This is a genomic window from Streptomyces sp. NPDC039480, from assembly GCF_055597165.1.
On record NZ_JBVITX010000003.1, the window covers coordinates 551,162 to 569,365 of the forward strand.

Genomic DNA, 18,204 nt, shown 5'->3' on the forward strand with positions numbered 1-18,204 from the left:
TGGTAGCAGCGGAGTACGGTGAACCACAATCACTAAGGCCAACTTATTGGATTGGGAGTTGTCTCGTGGAATCCACTACATCGAGCGGGTCTAGGTCGCCTATGGCGAATCCATGGAGCGGGCTGCCGCCCGTGGAGGTTCATTGCCATGGGTTCGGTGACGTCGATTTCTCGGACTTCACCAAAGTCGATCTCGTGCGCCTCGATGCCTGGTGCGTGAGCGAAGGTGTCCTGTGCCTGCCCACGATGTACCTCCACCGGGAGCAGCTCGCGGAGTTCGAGGCCTTCGTGCACGAGTACCACCGCATGCGGGGTGAGGGACTGCTGTCGCACGTTGCCGGCATCGCTTTGGAGGGGCCGCTCCTGGCCAGCCACGGCGGCACTCCCGCGGCGACCGTCTGGGCCCCCAGCAGGCACGAGTGGGAGCGCCTCGCGGCTCTCGGGCCGTATGGACTCATGTACACCGTCCTCTCGCCTGACGCGTTCTCGCCCGCCTCCGAACTGCACGACGAGCCCACCGCACGCGACACGGGCTTCGACTGGCTCATCCCGGTCCTGATGGCCCACGGAATCCGCCCTGCGCTCGGTCACTTCACCCGGGCCGACCCGGTGCGCAGCGCGGAGCAGGTCGACGAGATCGTGGAGAGGGCATGGCAGAGCGAGTGGTCCGGCACCGGCGTACGTGTCGTCACCGACCACCTGTTCAACGACATGCCGTTGTTGATCCGGCACGCCTTCCGCAGCGCCCGGGCGCGCGCCGAGCGGGACGCCGTCATCGCCTCCTACGACCTGCCCGGCTGGACCCTCGGCCAAATGGCGCGGATCGCCGGGCCGGTCCCGGCGGCGATCATGCGTCAGGCGGCGGCCGGCCGTATCGGCGCCTGCATCAACTTCGATGGGGAGCACGTCGACCTTGCCATCGCGGCCCGCGCCGTCCAGCTGATGGGCGTGGAGAACTCGATGATGATGACCGACCGCTGCGACTCGGCACGGCTGGGCGGCCAGGACCTGCATCACCGCGTGGACAACGCGCTCTGGTATCAGCAGGACGGGATCGTCGCGGCCGGGTCCGTGCCGTTGGCCCGTCAGATGGCCAACGCGCAGTCGCAGGGCCTGTCCCTCGAGGACATCCGCATGCTCGCCGCCGGCACGGCGCACCGAGTGTTCGGGTTGCCCGCCCGGTCGCAAGCCTGTCTACCCGTCGCGTAATTCGAAGAAGGAGCCTCACATGCTGGACTCACTCGACCGGCTGGTCATCGACTGGTCCGACCTCCCCAAGGCCCGTGCGCAGACCAAGGAGATCCTCACCGCGCTCTCCGAGGACAAGGCTGCTCTGACGCAGCTGCTGGAACGGGCGCGCGAGGAGGAGGATCTCTTCGACAAGTGCGAGCACCATCGGCTGCTCGACAAGCTCGTCATCTATGACGCCCTGGACCGTGGATTCCGCATCCGCGTGCACGTCTCGACCGAGGACCACCGGGACCGGCCGCACGACCACCGGTTCACCTTCACCTCGCTGATCATGCGCGGGCAGTACAAGCACGTGCGGCACGAACTCAGCGGACGGCTCTCGGAGGAGGACATCCCGAAGAACGCCCAGGACGACTTCGACGCCGTACCGACCGATCTGCGCGTGGTGCCGAGGTTCGTCACCAATGAGCAGGCAGGCAACTGCTACACCCTCCACCACAGCGAGATCCACACCACGTACACCACCCCGGACACGGTCTCGCTCTTCCTTCGCGGCCCTGCCGAGAAGGAGCGCTCGATCATCACCGAGCGCGAGACGGGCCGGGTCTGGTGGCGCTTCGGTGAGGACAAGGAAAAGGCCGAGCGCCGCGGCAGCAAGCGCATCAGCAAGGACTACTTCGACGAACTCACCGGCCGCCTGCGGGCCATGGAGGTGCTGTGATGGTGACCCGCCCCGGCGACGACCTGCTGGATCTCGCCCCCTCGATCCTGTTGACCGCGCCCTCCGACGAGGACATCGCCAAGGCCGAGGCGCTCATGGCCTCGCTTCCCAAGGTGCGCTGGGACGACTTGGAGGCGGCGGCCGAGATCACCGAGGCCATCGCCCGCCGACTCGGCGACGACCGGGCGCTGCTGCGCACTCTTGTGACCCGCGCGCTGCGCACCCCGGAGCTGCGCGAGAAGTTCGAGTGCCACGCGCTCGACGACAAAATCGTGATCTGGGACGACCAGGACAAAGGCCTGCGCATCCGGCTCCGGCTCGCCAACACCGACCAGTATGAGCGGGTCCACAACCACCGCTACAGCTTCACCGCCTACATCTTGCACGGCGCGTACCAGCACACGCTGTACGCGACCGACCAGCCGCTCGATGAGAGCGCTGACGTTTCCCGCTTCTGGCCGTACTTCGTGCGTGAGGAGCCGGCCGGCAGGTGCATCACTCTCGACCATGAGCAGCTGCACACCACCATCACCGAGCCCGAGACGATCTCGCTGATGATCCAGAGCCCTGCCCGCAAGCAGCGCGCCTTCATGATCCGCCGCGACGACGGGACCGTCTGGTACCGCCTGGGTGCCGCCGAGGAATCCGCCGAGCGCCGTGCGGAGGTGCGGATGCCCGATGAGCGCCTGCACCACTGGCTGTCGCGTCTCGAAGCGTTCGAGCTCCTGTGAACACGGCCTTCGGCCACCTCCGGTACGGAGCTTCCGGGTGGCAGCGCATCGACCTGTACGGGCCGGCGGAGCCGGAGGACGGTGTCGCGACCGTCACCGAAGCCCCCCAGGCCGCACCGGTGGTGCTGGTGCACGGCGGTTTCTGGCGGCACGACCGCACGGCGCAGGACCTGGAACCGCTGGCGTTCGCCTTGGCCGAACTCGGCCACCGGGTCGCTGTCCTGGAGTACCGGCCGAGCTGGGACGGCGGAGCCTGGCCAGGCGCCGCCGAGGACTGCCGGGCCGCCCTGCACCTGCTCGGGCAGAAGGACAGCACCTGGGACGACGCTGTGCTCGTGGGCCACTCGGCGGGCGCCCATCTGCTGCTCGCAACCCTCCAGAATCAGGCCCGCGCAGCCCGAGTCGTACTGCTCGCCCCGGTGACCGATCTCGCCGAAACGGCCCGTCTCGGGGTCGGCGGTGGAGCCGTGGACGTCTTCCTGGCCGAGCATCTCGCAGCTGGCGGGACTCACCAGGAGGCGACGCCCGCCCTCGCACCGGCCGACGCGGCCTCCGTCACGGTGGTGACCGCGCAGGAGGACCAGGCCGTGCCGGCGGAACTCACCCGGCACCAGCTGGACCGCTGGCCGGAGAATGGACCGCGGCTGACAACGGTATCCGTGCCAGGTGCACGCCACATGCATCTGGTGAACCCGCAGCGCCCCGCCTGCCGGACCGTGCTGCAGCTCATCTGCGGCGGTGCCGCGACCGTCAGGAAAGAGGACAGGTGACCGCGACGACAACCGCCGCCCCGGCGCCCGGGGAGACCCACGCGCCAGGCAGGGCCCGCTCGGCCGTGTTGCCGCGGGCGTTCGACTCCCTGAGCGCGGATCCACGCAAGCGGGACCTGTACCGGCTGGACCCCTACGCACGAGAGGGGCTGGAGCTGTTCGGCTCTCCCAGCGAGCGGGCCTGGCTGCACGCGAACACCTTCGTGGTCCTCAAGCCGGACGCTCTGGCCGGCCGACGCGGCGCACGGGTGCTGGAGATTTTGGAGGAGGAGGGGTGGAAGCCCTTCGCGGCCCGGCCGTTCCTCTTCGACCCGGTCCTGACCAGAGAGATCTGGCGCTACCAGTTCAACGCCGCCTCACGACAGCGCATCGCGGTGGTCGACCACCTGCTGGGCTCGGGCCCGTCCGTGCTCGTCCTGCTGCGTGACACGCGCAGAGCGGAATCCGGCCTGCCGGCGAGCGTGCGTCTCACGGCCGCCAAGGGAGCGGCAGATCCCGCCTCCGCCCACGGCCGTGACCTGCGCAGCCGGTTCGGCCGGGTCAACGGACTGTTCAACTTCGTCCACACCCCGGACGAACCCGCCGATCTGGTCCGGGAGTTGCGGTTGCTGACCTACCACACGGGGACTGCGTGGCTGCGCAGCGCACTCACGCAGAGCCCGCCCGCCGAGGGGCAGCCGTGCCCGGCCCGGAGGCTGACCGCCGAGCTGGAGAAGGATGTCCCGCCCCACGACCTGGCGGCGGAGCCGAGCCTCGGCCGACTCGCCGGGCGCACCGACCGATGGGGCGCGCTCGCCCGCGAACACCGCACACCCGACGCGGTCCGGCACTGGCTGACGGCCCTGATCGACACCGAGTTGCCCCCGGGCGCCGCCCGCTGGGACGTCCTGTCGGTGCTGACAGAATGGATCGACTGCAACGAACCGGGTGTCGCGCCACTCCTCGCCACTGTCGCGGCCGATGACTGGAGGAACGAAGAGTGAGCGCCCTTCCCCCCGCCCCGCAAGCGGTGGTCTTCGACTGTGACGGGCTCTTGGTCGACACCGAGGTCTGCTGGACCAGGGCCGAGACCAAGATCTTCGCCGCCCATGGCCATGACTTCGGCCCGGAGCAGAAGGCCCTGGTCATCGGCCGTACACTGCAGGGCGCGGGCGAGGCGATGGCCGAGTACTTCGGCCGGCCCGGAGCCGGTCGGGAGCTCGCCGCCGAGCTGCTCGGCTTGGTGCGCCAAGAGCTGGCGCAGGGGGCCGACGCGCTGCCCGGCGCTGCCGAACTCGTCAAGCGCTGCGCCGCGGCCCTCCCGGTGGCGGTCGCCAGCAACTCCCCCCGGGAACTGCTCGACACCGCGCTCACCTCGTCCGGCCTCGCCGACTACTTCCCGGTGTCCTTCGCCGCCGACGAGGTGACCGCGGCCAAGCCTGCCCCCGACCTCTATCTCGTGGCATGCGAGGCGCTGGGCGCCCTCCCCAGCCGCTCAGTGGCCTTCGAGGACTCCGCCACCGGCATCGGGTCGGCCCGGGCGGCGGGCCTCTACGTGGTCACCGTGCCCTCCCTGCCGGGCGCCTCCCTCGACCACGACTGGCTGGCCTCCTCGCTCGCCGACGCCGAACTCGTCCGCTGGGCGGAAGGACTGGCCGACGGTGTCCGACAGTGACGATCCGCTGATCTGCCTGTGTGCGCGGGTGTCTGAGAGCGAGATCATGGCGGCGATCCGGGCGGGCCACCACGACGCGACGGCGGTGCGTGACGAGACGGGCGCCGGGTCCGGCTGCGGGGACTGCGTCGTCGAGGTCGAGGACCTCATCGCTTGGGCGGATTCCGTCACGCGCACGCTATTCCCTGGGTAACGGCCATCCCGGTGCCGACGTAGCGGGCGACCTTTGCGATCGTCCTGGCTTGAACTGTGTCTGAAAACCGTATGCCGCGGTGTCTGCAGTGACCATACGCTTACTTTCCGCTTGCCGGAATTCGGCGAATGGCGGAAAGCGAGGGGTGCGGCGGCGATGGAAGTGCTAGGGGAATAGCACGGATCCTGTGATGGAGCCAGGTCCGCCGCCCACAATATTCTCGCTTGGAGATAGTGATCAGCGCATCGGGGGTTCACGATGACTGGTCTGCTTGCGCGTTTCAGGGCGAAGGGGGATGGCGTGAGTAGTTCATCACTCGTACGAGTGGCTGGTGCTGACGTAAAGTCAGTCTGCGAGACGGATCCGGAGCGTGTGTATTCCCTGGCGGTCCGCCAGGAAAAGGTGCGTCTGGGCGACCTGAGCGAATCGCTCGGGTGGCACAGGGAGCGCACAGCTGCCGCCATCGAAAAGCTGTGTCGCTATGACCTTTTGGTGCCGGACCGTCAAGACGGGGAGACATTCGTCGTCTCCACACCGCGCCGTGCGGCATCGAGAATTCTTGCTCCGCTGGACCGGCAGATCGAGAACCTCGAGCGCGAGGCATCCCAACTCCGCGCCGACTTCGACAAGTACCAGGTCGCCTACACGGAGGCGGTCACCCGCCCCGATCGAAACCTGGAGTTCCTCACCCTGGTCGGCCACAACGCCATCAACGCCGAGCTGGAGCGGGTGGCCGCACAGTGCCAGGAAGAGGTCCTCACGGCCCAGCCGGGCGGAGGCCGAAGCGCGGAGAGTTTGGAATCCGCTTGGGCGGCCACCAAGGCGATGCTGGAACGCGGCATCCGCATGCGCACCGTCTATCAGCATTCAGCGCGTTTCAGCCCGGCCACCAGACGCTACGTCAATCAGGTCACCGAGCACGGGGGGCAGGTCAGGAGTCTCGAGGAATGCACCGAGCGCCTCATCATCTTCGACCGCAAGGTCGCCTTCATCCCGGCCAGCAGCGATCGCGAGGCCGCCCTCGCCATCTATCAGCCGGCCATAGTGGAATTCCTGATCGGCATCTTCGAACGGGCCTGGCTCCTCGGAACTCCCTTCCCCTCCCGCAACCGAGCCCCCGATGTGCAGGTACTGCTCTCGGGTGTCCGTCTGTCCATCATCAAGCTGCTCGTCGAGGGCGAGACGGACGATACCATCGCCCGTCGCATGGGGTTGAGTGTGCGGACCTGTCGCAGCCATATCTCCAAGATCTACGAGATGTTCGGAGCGCGCAGCCGTTGCCAGTTGGGCGTCCTCATCGCCAACTCGGGTTTGCTCGACGCGGGCGCCGACGACATGGTGAGTGAAGACGCGATCTGACAGTTCACGCAATATCCGCAATACCTTAAACGCAAAAAGTCAGCAAAACCAGCAAGGTCGGCGGGAGCTGCAATTGCTGCGATTCTCATGGAGGTTCGGGACCGGTGACCGACCAGACGACAAGGCCTGGCGACTCTTCAGACATCAGCCCGCCGGAGACGGGGCCGGCGCAGAGTCCGGCCAAGGGTGCATCCCTCTTCTGGCGCTTCTGGACCGCCACGACGATCAGCGGGTGCGGTGACGCGGTCACCACAGTCGCCCTGCCGCTCCTTGCCGTCAGCGTTCTGCACGCGTCGAGCTTCGAGGTCAGCCTCCTCCCAGCGGCCCAGTACGCCGCCTGGATCGCGATCGGCCTGCCCGCGGGCGTCATAGTTCAGCGCCTTCCGCTGCGCGGCACCCAGGTGGCCATGGATGTCATCAGGGCTGTGGCGGTCCTGTCCGTGCCGGTCGCGGCACTCCTCGACGTCCTGCACCTGGCGCAACTCGTCGTCGTCGCCCTGGTCGTGGGTCTGGCGACCGTGGTGTTCGACGTCGGCAACTCCACCTTCCTGCCGTCGATCGTCAGCAAGGACGAACTGACCGCGCGCAACAGCCTCACCTCCGGCTCCGCCGCTGCCACCCAGATGGGCGGCCCGGCGGTCGGCGGTGTGCTGGTGCAGTTGTGTGGCGCAGCCGTCAGCCTCGTCTTCGACGCCGTCAGCTACCTCGTCTCCGCGGTACTCCTGCGCAGCCTGCCGAGACCCGCGACTCCGGCCTCGACGTCGGCCAAGAAGGCGTCGACCCTCGAGCTCATCAAGGAGGGGTGGCACTTCGTCGTCCGCCACAAGGTCATCCGTGTCTGCGCGGCGGCGGCGACCCTGGTGAACTTCACCCTCGGCGCGCTCATGGCGCTCATTCCCGTCTTCCTCGTCAGGACGCTCGACGCCCCGGCGAGCCTCGTCGGCGTTCTCATCGCCACCGAGGGAGTGGGCAGCTTCATCGGAGCGGCCATCACCACCACCCTGGCGAACCGCTTCGGCAGCGCCCGCACGATCCTGTTCTCCACCCTCGCCGGCTCCTGCGCCGCCCTCCTCATGCCCCTGGCCGGCAGCGGCTGGAGTCTGCTCCTGTTCGCCCTCGGCAACCTGGGCGTCGGCGCCGCAGCGGTGGTGCTGAGCGTCCTCGCCCGCACCCACCGCCAGACGGTCACCCCGCCCGAACTCCTGCCCCGCGTCATGGCCACCGTCCGCTTCGTATCCTGGGGAGCGGTCCCTGTCGGTGCCCTGACCGCCGGTATCGCCGGCACCCTCCTCGGCAGCCGCGGTGCCCTCTGGCTGATCGTCGCCATCGGCTTCCTGACCCCGCTGTCCTTGATGGCGAGCTCCATCCGCGGCCGCAGGGACCTGGACTGAGACACTCCTCTCCCGTGCTCACCGCGCCAGAGGGGGTCGTCCGGGCGTAATTCATGGGTGGGGATTGTGCTGGCCGCTGTTTGCCCGCGCCGGTCGGGGCGACGACCACGATGTTCCCGTCGTCGTCGAGGATCGCCGGGACGGCGTCGGCCTGCGCCGGATTGAAGGTCGGGTACTTCAGGAACGGCGCCCAGCCCGGCACTGGGACCACGAGCACTGCTACCCGGGCATCATCGTGGACTGACTCAGGCGGCGTGACTGACATGAAGCCTGGCGCGCGCCTCTCGGGAGGCCGTGGCCGAACTGAATAGCGGGACTGTGCCGCAAGGTCGTGCTGCTCGATTACGGCCCCAACTGCGCGTGGTGGGCGGTACGTTCATCGACACGACAGCAAGCACGATGAGCGCGAGGGGCAGCAACATGTCGATGGTCGACCGTGTCATGACCGGACTGAGCGAGGCGGTACAAGACGGCGTGCGTACGGTGTTGGACAAGGAGTACGAGCGCGGCTACAACGAAGCGGCCAACCTCTGTGTAGAGGTGCTGACGGGCGCCATGGACGGGCTGCTGGCAAAGATGACGTCCGGGGGCAAGCTGTCCGCGCAGGAACAGGCTCTGTACGCGCGGCTGACCGAACTGAAAGCCGAGACGGAGGAACGTCTGCACGCCTCCTACGCGCCGCCGTCCGCACGGGGCACTGTGCCGTAACCGCACGGTGATGACGGTGTTGTCCGGGTAGTCCGCAGCGGGCGCCGGACTCGTCGAGGCCCGCCTGCCGAGTACTCGATCCGTGAGCCGGAAGGCGGTCGTGATGCCTGCACCCACTGTCGATCGTGTGCAGGCCGTGCCTCTGCGCCACATTGTGGGCCGGCTGGCGCGCGGCGGTCCCCTGGGGCTGGTGGAAGAGGTCGGGCGGCGGGCGCAAGGAACGGTGGCGCGGCTGGAGCTCGGGCCCTTTCGGCCGTTGCTGGTCACCCACCCTGATCATCTGCAGTACGTGTTGCGCGACGGCGCGGAGAACTATGTCCGCGGGGCGGCGATGTGGGACGCGCTGGGGCGACTGACCGGCGGGGGCATCGCCGGTGAGGGGCCGGGGTGGTTGGCCAGCCGGGACATCTTGTGCAGGGGGATGTCGGGCGGGTACTTGCAGCGGTCGGGTGCGGGCATCGCCGCCTCCGTCGAGCAGGGCGTCGAGGAACTGGCGGGCCTCTCCCGACGGCAGCCGGTGGACACAGTGGCGCAGATGACCCGGTTGGTGCACCGGGTCATCAACCCGGTCTTCTTCGGCTCCCGTATCAGCGCGGAGCAGTGCGACCTGCTGGGCACGGAGGTGGCCACCGCGCTGGGTGCGCTGCTGTGGCGTATGGCGATGCCTTTCGTTTCGCACCGGGTGCCGATGCCTGGGGACCGTGCGTTTCTGCGGGCAACTCGCAGCATCAATGCCACGCTGCTGCCGGTCATCGAGGCGGCCCGGCGCGAGGACAACGCCGACGGGGCGGACTTGATGAGCGCTCTGCTGGGCGGCAGCGGTGCCGATGGCCGGCCCTTGAGTGATGACCATGTGAGTCAGGACATCGTCGCCTTGTTCGTGGCCGGTTCGGAGTCCAGTGCCTTGACGCTCACGTGGGCCTGGGTGGTCCTGGCCCGGCATCCGGCTGTGGTGGCCTCGATCCGTGAGGAGGCCGATCAGGTGCTGGCGGGCGGGCCGCTGCGACCGGAGCACGCACGGAAACTGGTCTTCACGCAGCAGGTGATGGCCGAGGTGATGCGGCTGTACTCGATGGCCTGGGCCGTCCCCCGAGTCGCCAAGAAGGACGATCACGTCGGTGAAGTGGTGGTGCCGGCCGGGACCACGCTAATCATCTCTCCCTATCTCACCCACCGGCTCGAGGAGTTCTGGCCCGACCCGCTGCGCTTCGATCCCCACCGCTTCGACAGGCCGGCCGTACGCGCGCGGCACCCGATGGCCTACCTGCCCTTCGGGGACGGCGCCCACCAGTGCGTGGGCCAGGCGTTCTTCGCCATGGAGTCGGTGCTGATCCTTGCCACCGTGCTGAGCCGTTACGACGTGCGGGTCTTCGGCGACCCGCGCCCGCGTCTGGCCGTGGCACTGCCCCCACGCGGCCGCGTCGGCCTCACACTGACCCCGCGCAGCCGGTGAAGGTCGCCTCGTCTTCCACACTAGGTCTCAACGAGGCCCCGCCCGGCGCGATCAGCCCCGTCTCGTAGGCGAAGACCACAGCCTGGACGCGGTCGCGCAGATTCAGCTTCGACAGGATGCGGCCGATGTGGCTCTTGATCGTGGTCTGGCTCAGGAAGAGTTGGGAGGCCAGCTCGGCGTTGCTGAGGCCGGTGGCGAGCAGGCGGAGTACTTCGAGTTCACGTGGTGTCAGGTCGGAGAGGGCGCGGTGGGGGGTGGTGGTCTGTGGGTCTTCGCGGTGGGCGAAGCGTTCGACCAGTCGTCGGGTGATCGTGGGGGCGAGGAGAGCGTCGCCGGCATGCACGAGGCGCAGGGCGGCGACCAGCCGTTCGGGGGTGACGTCCTTGAGCAGGAAGCCGCTGGCGCCGGCCGTGAGCGCGGCGTAGACGTAATGGTCGAGGTCGTATGTGGTGAGGATGACGACGCGGGTCTCCTGCGTGCCATCAGCGGCGAGGATGCGTCTGGTGGCCTCGATGCCGTCCATCTCCGGCATCCGGATGTCCATGAGGACGATGTCGGGCCGTGTGCGGCGGACCGCTGCGACGGCTTCGGCCCCGTCGGCGGCCTCGGCTGTCACGTCGATGCCGTCCGCGGCCAGGATCATCTTGAAGCCGGAGCGCACGAGGGCCTGGTCGTCCGCTATGACGGCCCGCAGTGTGGGGGTGCTCGCTGTCATTCCGGCCTCCTCGGGATGCGGGCCGTGACACGGTAGCCGCCGGTGCGGGTCGGGCCGGCCGTCAGCTCGCCCTGGTAGACGGCCAGGCGCTCGCGCAGCCCGAGGTGGCCGCGGCCGTTGCTCTCCACCGGTGGGGAATCCTTCGTGCCGCCGCTGTCCGTCACCTCGATCCGCAGGCTGTCGTCGGTGCAGCCGATGGTGACGGATGCCTCCGCACCGCGGGCGTGTTTGATCGTGTTGGTCAGTGCCTCTTGTACGACGCGATACGCCGCCAGGTCCACTCCCGGTGGCAGCGGTTCCGGCGGCAGCGCCAGCTCGACGCTGACGGGTGTGCCTGCCGCGCGTACGCGGGCGACCAGCGCGTCGAGCTGCGCGAGCCCGGGCTGGGGTTCCAGGCCGTCGGGCTTCTCCTGGTCCGGGGCTGCCAACAGGCCCATCACATGGCGCAGTTCGGCCATGGCGGCCCGGCCGCCCGCCTCGACGGCCAGCAGAGCCTCCTTGGACTGCTCGGGCACCACGTCCATCACCTTGCGGGCCGCGCCCGCCTGGATCACCATCACGCTCACATTGTGGGTCACGACATCGTGCAGCTCGGCGGCTATCCGGGCCCGCTCCTCCTCGACGGCCCGGCGCATGGCCTGCTCCTGAGCCTCCTGCAGTTCGACGACCCGGTCCCGGCTCGACGCGAGGCGCAGTTGCAGGAAGCGGACGAGGCTGGCCAGCATTCCGGCCACCAGCAGCACGAATCCCGGGCTGGACCACCCGGGGACCATGGGGTCCGCGTTACGGAAGGCGAAACCGGACAGCACGGCGGCGGTCACCAGACCGGCGATCGCCATGATCCGGTAACGGCTGTGCACGACCGCGCTGTAGGCAGCGACGACACAGGCCAGGACGGTGATCCAGGAGGCGGCTTCGCCGATGGCCAGGCTCGCGCCCGACACCGTTGCGAAGACGGCCAGCGGGTAGCGGCGCCGCAGCGCAAGCGGCAGTGTCGACAGGACGACCAGGGCCCAGGGGGCGGACGGAAGGTCGTCCTCCACGGGTGCGTGGTCGGGGCCGGGTGGTGGTGGAGCGGGGACGCCGTTCCCCGTGTCGATCGTGGGCGGGTCGATGTGCACCGGCCCCTCACCGGGGTAGCGCACCGCGACGAACAGGGAGACGGCGGCCAGAACGACCGCCAGCACCACATCGGCGCTCACCGCTCGCCCGGACAGCGGAGCGGGCTTCGCCTCGGGGCGCAGCGCGTCGATGACCTGTTGCCGCCTGCTGCGCCGGTCTTCCGTCTCCATCCGCACATTGTGCTGCGCCCCGCGGCCGGTCCGCGGCCGCCTGGCTGACCAGGGCACTGGCCTCTGGTCCTCCTCCTCAGGTAGGGGGTCTCGGCAGGATCGTCCGCGCGGAGGGCTCGATCTTGGTTCCGCGGCCGACGCGCCTGCACGAGTGGCGCTCGTAGGTTCACCGGGCCGGCAACGGCACCTTGCCTCTCGCGACCGTAAGGACGGACAGCCCGCATGAATCAAGTGATCGAACTGGAGGGTGTGGTGAAGCGTTACGACAGCGGCGGTGTGCCGGTGCTCGGACCGCTCACGCTCGGCGTCGCCAAGGGTGAGGCCCTTGCCGTGACGGGTCCTTCGGGCAGTGGCAAGTCCACGCTGTTGAACCTCGTCGCCGGCCTGGACAAGCCGACCGAGGGCATCGTCACCGTGGCGGGGCGGCGGATCGACATGTTGGGTGAGCGCGCCCTCGCCAAGTTCCGTCGCGCGCACATCGGGATGGCCTTCCAGTTCTTCAATCTGCTCGACGACCTCACCGTCCTCGACAACATCCAGCTCCCGGCCCGGCTGACCGGGACCGGTCGGCGCGAGGCCGCGGCCCGCGCGAGTGAGCTGATGGAGATGCTGGGCATCGCCCGACACGCCCGCGCCTACCCGGGCCGGCTGTCGGGAGGTGAACGTCAACGGGTCGGTGTCGCCCGGGCGTTGATCAACCGGCCCGAGCTGCTGCTCGCCGACGAGCCCACCGGTGCGCTCGACAGCGCCTCGGGCCATGACGTCCGCGATCTGCTGACGGGACTGCACCGAGGTGGCCAGACCATCGTGCTGGTGACACATGACCTGGCGCTGGCGGAGGCGTGCGCGAGCCGCACGATTCATCTGGTCGACGGTCACTTGGCCCTCGACACGTGTGCGCGGGCCGTCTGATGGGCGTGTTCGGCCATGGCGCGCTGGGCCGGGTCGTGCGCTCCGGGGTCGGCCGGCGGCGCGTGCAGAGCGTCGTGATCGCCGTGGCGACCATGATGGCTGTGGCGTCGGCCGTGGTCGCGGGGGCGCTGATGGTCGCCGCGGCCGCGCCCTTCGACCATGCCTTCACCGAGCAGCGGGGTGCGCATCTCACGGCACAGTTCGATCCGGCCAAGGTGAGTGCGGCGCGGCTGGCGGAGACCGGGAAGCTGGACGGCGTCACCGCGAGCGCGGGCCCCTTCCCGTCCACGGCTTTCCGCCCGGTGGACCGGACGGGCTTCCGACTGCCGACGCTGACGCTGGTCGGGCGGTCCGGGCCTGGCGGTGACGTGGACCGCCTGGAACTGAAGTCGGGCCGGTGGGCGCAGAAGCCGGGCGAGATCGTGCTCAGCTCGTCGTTCGAGGGGCCCACCACCGAGATCGGCTCCACCATCAGGACCGCGGACACCGCGAAAGCACCGGCCCTCTCGGTCGTCGGCTTCGCCGTGTCGAGCGGCAGGAGCGCCGACTCCTGGGCCACCCCGGCGCAGGTCGAGGCGTTGGCGTCACAGGGCGGACCCGTCACCCGTCAGATGCTCTACCGCTTCGAGTCCGCGGGCACGAAGGAGCACATCCTCGCCGACCGGGCCGCGCTCGCCGCTTCCGTGGCGCCCGGGGCGCTGCTGGGTACCCAGTCCTGGCTGGACACCAAGCGCGCCGCGGATCAGGGTGCGGCGGCGACCGTCCCGTTCGTGCTGGCCTTCGGTGTGCTCGGCATCGTGATGTCGGTGATCATCGTCAGCAGCGTGGTCAGCGGTGCGGTCGGCACCGGCCTGCGCAGGATCGGCATCCTCAAGGCCATCGGCTTCACTCCGCGCGAGGTCGTCCGTGCGTACGTGGCCCAGGCTCTGATTCCCGCCTGCGGCGGCATCGCCGCGGGAGTCCTGCTGGGCAATCTCCTGGCCGTGCCGATGCTGGCGGACACGGAGTCGGTGTACGGCAACGTCTCGCTCTCGGTGGCCTGGTGGGTGGACATCGTGGCGCCTGCCGCCGCGCTGCTCGTCGTGGGTCTCGCGGCGCTGATCCCGGCCCTGCGCGCCGGACGCCTGCACACCGTCGAGGCCATCGCGGTCGGCCGGGCGCCGCGCACGGGGCGCGGGCAGTGGGCGCACCGGGCGCTGGGGCGCCTGCCGCTGCCTCGGCCGGTGACCTACGGCCTCGCCACCCTTTTCACGCATCCGGTCCGTGCCCTGGCGATGCTGCTCGCGGTGGCGTCCGGCACGGTCGCGGTGACCTTCGCGGTGGGGCTGACCTCGTCCCTGAGCGCGATCGGCGCCTCGCAGGATCCGGAGAGCCGTGCGGCGGTCACGGTGACGGTCACGAGAGCCAAGCTGGACCACATCGCTCCTCCGGCGCCGCCTCCTGTCGGGGGTGATGGGACAGGTGTCGGGGGTGGTGGGGCAGGCTCGTCTCCCGTGAGCAGCAGTACGGTCCGTACGTCCAAGGCCAAGCCCGCCGACCCGGTGAAGGTGCGGTCCGCCATCAAGTCCCTGGCCGGCTCGGCCTCGTACTACGGCAAGCTCCGGACCGAGGCCACCGTGGCCGGGGTCTCCGGCTCGGTGCAGATCAGCCTCTACGAAGGCGATGCGCGCGACGGGAGCCACGAGATGCTCTCCGGGCACTGGATCACCGGCAAGGGGCAGGTCGTCGTGCCCACGCGTTTCCTGGAGCGGACCAGCACCGAGGTCGGTGACACGGTGCGGGTGACCCACGAGAAGGAGAGCGCCGAGCTGCGGATCGTGGGCGAGTCCTTCGACACGTCGGGCGATGAGCTGGAGATCCACGCGGAGATGGCCGACTTCCCGGCGGCCGAGCCCAGCACGTTCCTCGTCGAGGTGCAGCCCGGCGTCGCAGCCGACGAGTACGCCCGGAAGCTCGCCGCGGCGGTGCGGCCGCTGGGCGGCGACGCCACGACCACTCCCCCGGCGGAGCAGAAGGGCGTCATTCTCATCATGGAGGCGATGGCCCTGCTGCTGACCCTCATGCTGGTCTGCGTGGCCGGCCTCGGCATCCTCAACTCCGTCGTACTCGACACCCGGGAACGCATCCACGACCTGGGAGTCTGCAAAGCGGTCGGCATGACTCCGTGGCAGACCATGAGCCTCGTGCTCGCCTCGGTGGCGGCGATCGGTGTGATCGGTGCTCTGCTGGGTGTGCCGATGGGGTACGTCCTGCACGGCCTCGTCATGCCGGTGATGGGGCGCGCAGTAGGTACCGGTATGCCGTCGCAGGTCCTTGATGTGTATTCACCCGTTGAGCTGCTCTTGCTGGGGCTGGGCGGCGTCGTACCGGCCGTGCTGGGCGCGCTGGTTCCGGCCGGCTGGGCGGCCAAGGCCCGTGCGGCGACAGCACTGCGCACCGAGTAGCGTCAGGCTCCGCATCTCACTGAGAAGTTTCGCTGAGATCCGGCTGCCTGTGCGGCCTCACATCCGGGATTTGAGTACGTCGATTTCACACCCCGGCGCGGTCGGATCGAAGCCGTGCTCGGCCAGCCAGCGAATCGCCAGCAGGCTGCGCAACGACCACCAGGCGCGAATCACTTCGATGTCGACGTCCACGTCGGTGCCGTAGCCGGCGATGACGTCGCCGAGGTGTTCCTCCTGGCCGAGCGTGAAGGTGGCGAGGTCGTACAGGGCATCACCCCGGCCCGCTTCGGACCAGTCGATGATGCCCGTGATCTCGCCGCGGTCGAGGAAGACGTGAGCGATCTGCAGGTCGCCGTGCGTGAAAGCCGGGGTCCACGGCCGGAGCGCGGCCTCGGCGATCCGGCGGTTGCGGGTGACCAGGTCGGCGGGCAGGACGTCGTTCGTCACGAGCCACTCGCACTCGTCGTCGAGTTCCGCCGTCAACTCGGCAAGGCCCCGCCCGGCCCGGCCGGTCCAGGACGGCAAGGGGCCGTCGTGCAGCTTCCGGATGGCGGCGCCCGCCGCGGCCCACGCCGCCGGCGGCGCGGTCGACGGCTCGCCGAGGCGGCCGAGCGTCGTCCCCGGGAGCGCGGCGATGGCGAGCACGGGCGGCTTGCGCCACAGGACCTCCGGGGTCGGGACCGGCGCCAGGGCCATGGCGTCGACCTCGACGTCGATGCGCGCCTGGTCGGCGTCCACCTTCAGGAACACGTCTCCGACGCGCAAGGTCGCGCGTTCGGAATGGGCGACGACGACGTTGACCTCTTCCATGGGCGAGCAGTATTCCGGACCGGCTTCTTCAGGGCCATGCCGATTCCTTCAGGACCATGCCGATTCCTTCAGGGTTACGCCGCCGCCCCGCCGGACCGGTCGGCCTCTTAGCCTGAGGTGGTGATCAGTGACATGCCGTCGAACCTTCGCACCAGTCTTGTCCGGGTGATGGAGGACTTCAGTCCTGCCCTGCTCGATCTCGTGCACGGCAGCCCTGGGCCGACCGATGAGGTGGGCGGCGTCGTCATCCACGACCCGGGGGACGAGGTCACGTACCCGCCGCGCGCCATCGTGTTGGGCGTCGGCGTCTACGGTACGGAGGAGATCGCCCGGCTCATGCGGGAGCTGGGCCGGCTCGGCGCGGCCGCCCTGGTGGTGCGCGGTCCTGTGGAGCGGGACGAGGCGCTGGCAGCCGCGTCGGCGGCCTCGGGCGTGGTTCTGATCAGCTTGACGCAGGGCGCGTCGTGGTCGCAGCTGACGGAGCTCCTGCGGACGCTGCTCACCGAGGGGGACATCGGTGACGCGGGCGTGGAGTCGCTGGGAGGGGTTCCTTCCGGTGATCTGTTCGCGCTGGCCAACGCCGTCGCGACGCTGCTGGACGCGCCGATCACGATCGAGGACCGCCGCCAGCACATCCTGGCCTTCTCCGGCCGTCAGGACGAGGCGGACCAGGCACGCGTCGCCACGATCCTGGCCCGCCGGGTGCCCGACGGATACCTGCGGATCCTGGAGAGCCGGGGTGTCTTCGGTGAGCTGTACCGCAGCGACCGTCCGGTGTACATCGCCCCCGCCACCATCGAGGAGCGGGAGACCGCCCTGCCGCGGGTGGCCGTCGCGGTGCGCGCCGGTGACGAGTTCCTCGGGTCGGTGTGGGCCGCGGTCGAGGAGCCGCTGACGCCCGATCGTGAGCAGGCCTTCCAGGACGCCGCCAAGCTCGTCGCGCTGCACCTGCTGCGCCACCGGGCCGGTGCCGACGCGCAGAACCGGCTGCGGGCCGATCTCGTGAGCACGGTCCTGGAGGGCGGCGTGGGGGCGGCCGATGCCCTGGCCCGGCTGGGGCTCGTGGAGGAGCCCACGGTGGTGATGGCCATGGGTCTCGGAGGGCAGGGGCAGCGGGGCGACCATGCGCACCTCGCTGCCGAACGGCAGCGGCTGACCAGTGCCTTGGGCATCCACCTCAATGCCGTGCAGCCACGGTCGGCGCTGGCCCTGCTGGGCGATGTCGCCTATGCCATCGTGCCGGTGCCGGCGGACCCGGAGGCCGGGCAGGAGCGGGCGGTACAGATCGCGGCCCATTTCGTGGAGCGCGCCGGCAAGCGTTCCCCGGTGGTGATCGGCATCGGGTCGGTGGCGACCGACCCGTCGGCCCTCAGCCGGTCGAGGGCCCGGGCGGAGCGGGCTCTGCGGGTGCTGATGAGCGACCAGGGCGAGCAGAGTGACCAAGGGGGCCGGAGTGGCCAGGGCGACCGGGGCGGCCGGGGCGGCGGCCGGGGCGCCCCGGCCGACCCGAGCAACAGACGCGTGGCCTCCATCGGCGACGTGTACATCGACGCCCTGCTCCTGGATCTGCGGGACATGGCCGCGGTGCAGGGAGACGAGTTGCTCAGGCCGGTGGCCCGGCTCGTGGAGTACGACGCCCACCACCGCGCGCACCTGGTCGAGACGCTCCGCGCGTGGCTGGACGCCTTCGGCGACGTCATCGCCGCGTCGGCGAGTGTGTTTGTCCACCCCAACACCTTCCGCTACCGCATCCGGCGGGTCGCCGAGGTGGCGCAGGTCGATCTGCGGGATCCCTCCACGCGCTTCGCTCTCATGCTGCAACTGCGGTTGATGCGTCCCTCGGACGTCCAGGGCTGAAGGC

General features: G+C 69.6%; 17 protein-coding genes. 14 read left to right on the forward strand and 3 right to left on the reverse strand.

Translation table 11 applies throughout. The features are described 5' to 3' along the window. The first annotated feature begins 194 nt into the window (after positions 1-194). The 11 genes from ACZ56E_RS13145 (at position 195) to ACZ56E_RS13195 (ending at position 10,170) form a co-directional block, all read left to right on the forward strand. The gene (locus ACZ56E_RS13145) at positions 195-1,208 is read left to right on the forward strand and encodes a hypothetical protein (protein WP_471213815.1); all 1,014 of its coding nucleotides are present in this window, start codon (positions 195-197) and stop codon (positions 1,206-1,208) included. 19 nt (positions 1,209-1,227) lie between these two features. Beyond that, on the forward strand, positions 1,228-1,911 hold the full coding sequence (locus ACZ56E_RS13150; RefSeq protein WP_471213817.1) for a hypothetical protein: 684 nt from the start codon (positions 1,228-1,230) through the stop codon (positions 1,909-1,911). Continuing rightward, on the forward strand, positions 1,911-2,642 hold the full coding sequence (locus ACZ56E_RS13155; protein ID WP_471213818.1) for a hypothetical protein: 732 nt from the start codon (positions 1,911-1,913) through the stop codon (positions 2,640-2,642). The genes ACZ56E_RS13150 and ACZ56E_RS13155 overlap by 1 nt, the downstream gene beginning before the upstream one ends. Continuing rightward, positions 2,639-3,412, forward strand: a complete 774-nt coding sequence (locus tag ACZ56E_RS13160) for an alpha/beta hydrolase (RefSeq protein WP_471213820.1) — start codon at positions 2,639-2,641, stop codon at positions 3,410-3,412. Before ACZ56E_RS13155 ends, ACZ56E_RS13160 begins: the two co-directional genes overlap by 4 nt. Next, positions 3,409-4,395, forward strand: a complete 987-nt coding sequence (locus ACZ56E_RS13165) for a nucleoside-diphosphate kinase (RefSeq protein WP_471213821.1) — start codon at positions 3,409-3,411, stop codon at positions 4,393-4,395. Before ACZ56E_RS13160 ends, ACZ56E_RS13165 begins: the two co-directional genes overlap by 4 nt. Next, positions 4,392-5,066 (forward strand): HAD family hydrolase, encoded by a 675-nt coding sequence (locus ACZ56E_RS13170; protein WP_471213823.1) that lies wholly within the window; start codon positions 4,392-4,394, stop codon positions 5,064-5,066. Before ACZ56E_RS13165 ends, ACZ56E_RS13170 begins: the two co-directional genes overlap by 4 nt. Further along, a complete protein-coding gene (locus ACZ56E_RS13175) occupies positions 5,053-5,259 on the forward strand; it encodes a (2Fe-2S)-binding protein (RefSeq protein ID WP_471213824.1) in 207 nt (68 codons plus the stop codon). The genes ACZ56E_RS13170 and ACZ56E_RS13175 overlap by 14 nt, the downstream gene beginning before the upstream one ends. 372 nt (positions 5,260-5,631) lie before the next feature. Then, the gene (locus ACZ56E_RS13180) at positions 5,632-6,618 is read left to right on the forward strand and encodes a helix-turn-helix transcriptional regulator (protein ID WP_471213825.1); all 987 of its coding nucleotides are present in this window, start codon (positions 5,632-5,634) and stop codon (positions 6,616-6,618) included. A 104-nt stretch (positions 6,619-6,722) separates the two neighbouring features. Further along, positions 6,723-8,009 (forward strand): MFS transporter, encoded by a 1,287-nt coding sequence (locus ACZ56E_RS13185; protein ID WP_471213827.1) that lies wholly within the window; start codon positions 6,723-6,725, stop codon positions 8,007-8,009. Positions 8,010-8,303: 294 nt separating this feature from the next. Then, the gene (locus tag ACZ56E_RS13190; protein ID WP_471213828.1) at positions 8,304-8,717 is read left to right on the forward strand and encodes a hypothetical protein; all 414 of its coding nucleotides are present in this window, start codon (positions 8,304-8,306) and stop codon (positions 8,715-8,717) included. Between the two features lie 103 nt (positions 8,718-8,820). Continuing rightward, positions 8,821-10,170 (forward strand): cytochrome P450, encoded by a 1,350-nt coding sequence (locus ACZ56E_RS13195; RefSeq protein ID WP_471213829.1) that lies wholly within the window; start codon positions 8,821-8,823, stop codon positions 10,168-10,170. Here the strand turns inward: ACZ56E_RS13195 and ACZ56E_RS13200 are convergent. Both ACZ56E_RS13200 and ACZ56E_RS13205 read right to left on the reverse strand, forming a co-directional pair. Then, positions 10,145-10,885, reverse strand: a complete 741-nt coding sequence (locus ACZ56E_RS13200) for a response regulator (RefSeq protein WP_471213830.1) — start codon at positions 10,883-10,885, stop codon at positions 10,145-10,147. The genes ACZ56E_RS13195 and ACZ56E_RS13200 overlap by 26 nt on opposite strands. After that, positions 10,882-12,177, reverse strand: a complete 1,296-nt coding sequence (locus tag ACZ56E_RS13205; RefSeq protein WP_471213832.1) for a sensor histidine kinase — start codon at positions 12,175-12,177, stop codon at positions 10,882-10,884. Before ACZ56E_RS13205 ends, ACZ56E_RS13200 begins: the two co-directional genes overlap by 4 nt. 222 nt (positions 12,178-12,399) lie before the next feature. Between ACZ56E_RS13205 and ACZ56E_RS13210 the strand changes: the two genes are divergently transcribed. Next, on the forward strand, positions 12,400-13,089 hold the full coding sequence (locus ACZ56E_RS13210; protein ID WP_471213833.1) for an ABC transporter ATP-binding protein: 690 nt from the start codon (positions 12,400-12,402) through the stop codon (positions 13,087-13,089). Then, on the forward strand, positions 13,089-15,533 hold the full coding sequence (locus ACZ56E_RS13215; RefSeq protein WP_471214093.1) for an ABC transporter permease: 2,445 nt from the start codon (positions 13,089-13,091) through the stop codon (positions 15,531-15,533). Before ACZ56E_RS13210 ends, ACZ56E_RS13215 begins: the two co-directional genes overlap by 1 nt. 57 nt (positions 15,534-15,590) lie before the next feature. Here the strand turns inward: ACZ56E_RS13215 and ACZ56E_RS13220 are convergent, their stop codons facing one another. Continuing rightward, the gene (locus tag ACZ56E_RS13220; protein ID WP_471213834.1) at positions 15,591-16,343 is read right to left on the reverse strand and encodes a phosphotransferase family protein; all 753 of its coding nucleotides are present in this window, start codon (positions 16,341-16,343) and stop codon (positions 15,591-15,593) included. 132 nt (positions 16,344-16,475) lie between these two features. Here ACZ56E_RS13220 and ACZ56E_RS13225 point away from each other — a divergent pair, with 132 nt between their 5' ends. Continuing rightward, positions 16,476-18,200 (forward strand): PucR family transcriptional regulator, encoded by a 1,725-nt coding sequence (locus ACZ56E_RS13225; RefSeq protein WP_471213835.1) that lies wholly within the window; start codon positions 16,476-16,478, stop codon positions 18,198-18,200. Positions 18,201-18,204 lie beyond the last annotated feature (4 nt).

What these genes read in the sequence shown, in the direction of transcription:
- ACZ56E_RS13155 (WP_471213818.1), top strand. Translation starts at nt 1,911, where the DNA reads ATGGTGACCCGCCCCGGCGACGACCTGCTGGATCTCGCCCCCTCGATC.
- ACZ56E_RS13200 (WP_471213830.1), bottom strand. Translation starts at nt 10,885, where the DNA reads ATGACAGCGAGCACCCCCACACTGCGGGCCGTCATAGCGGACGACCAG.
- ACZ56E_RS13150 (WP_471213817.1), top strand. Translation starts at nt 1,228, where the DNA reads ATGCTGGACTCACTCGACCGGCTGGTCATCGACTGGTCCGACCTCCCC.
- ACZ56E_RS13210 (WP_471213833.1), top strand. Translation starts at nt 12,400, where the DNA reads ATGAATCAAGTGATCGAACTGGAGGGTGTGGTGAAGCGTTACGACAGC.
- ACZ56E_RS13205 (WP_471213832.1), bottom strand. Translation starts at nt 12,177, where the DNA reads ATGGAGACGGAAGACCGGCGCAGCAGGCGGCAACAGGTCATCGACGCG.
- ACZ56E_RS13225 (WP_471213835.1), top strand. Translation starts at nt 16,476, where the DNA reads ATGCCGTCGAACCTTCGCACCAGTCTTGTCCGGGTGATGGAGGACTTC.
- ACZ56E_RS13220 (WP_471213834.1), bottom strand. Translation starts at nt 16,343, where the DNA reads ATGGAAGAGGTCAACGTCGTCGTCGCCCATTCCGAACGCGCGACCTTG.
- ACZ56E_RS13195 (WP_471213829.1), top strand. Translation starts at nt 8,821, where the DNA reads ATGCCTGCACCCACTGTCGATCGTGTGCAGGCCGTGCCTCTGCGCCAC.
- ACZ56E_RS13215 (WP_471214093.1), top strand. Translation starts at nt 13,089, where the DNA reads ATGGGCGTGTTCGGCCATGGCGCGCTGGGCCGGGTCGTGCGCTCCGGG.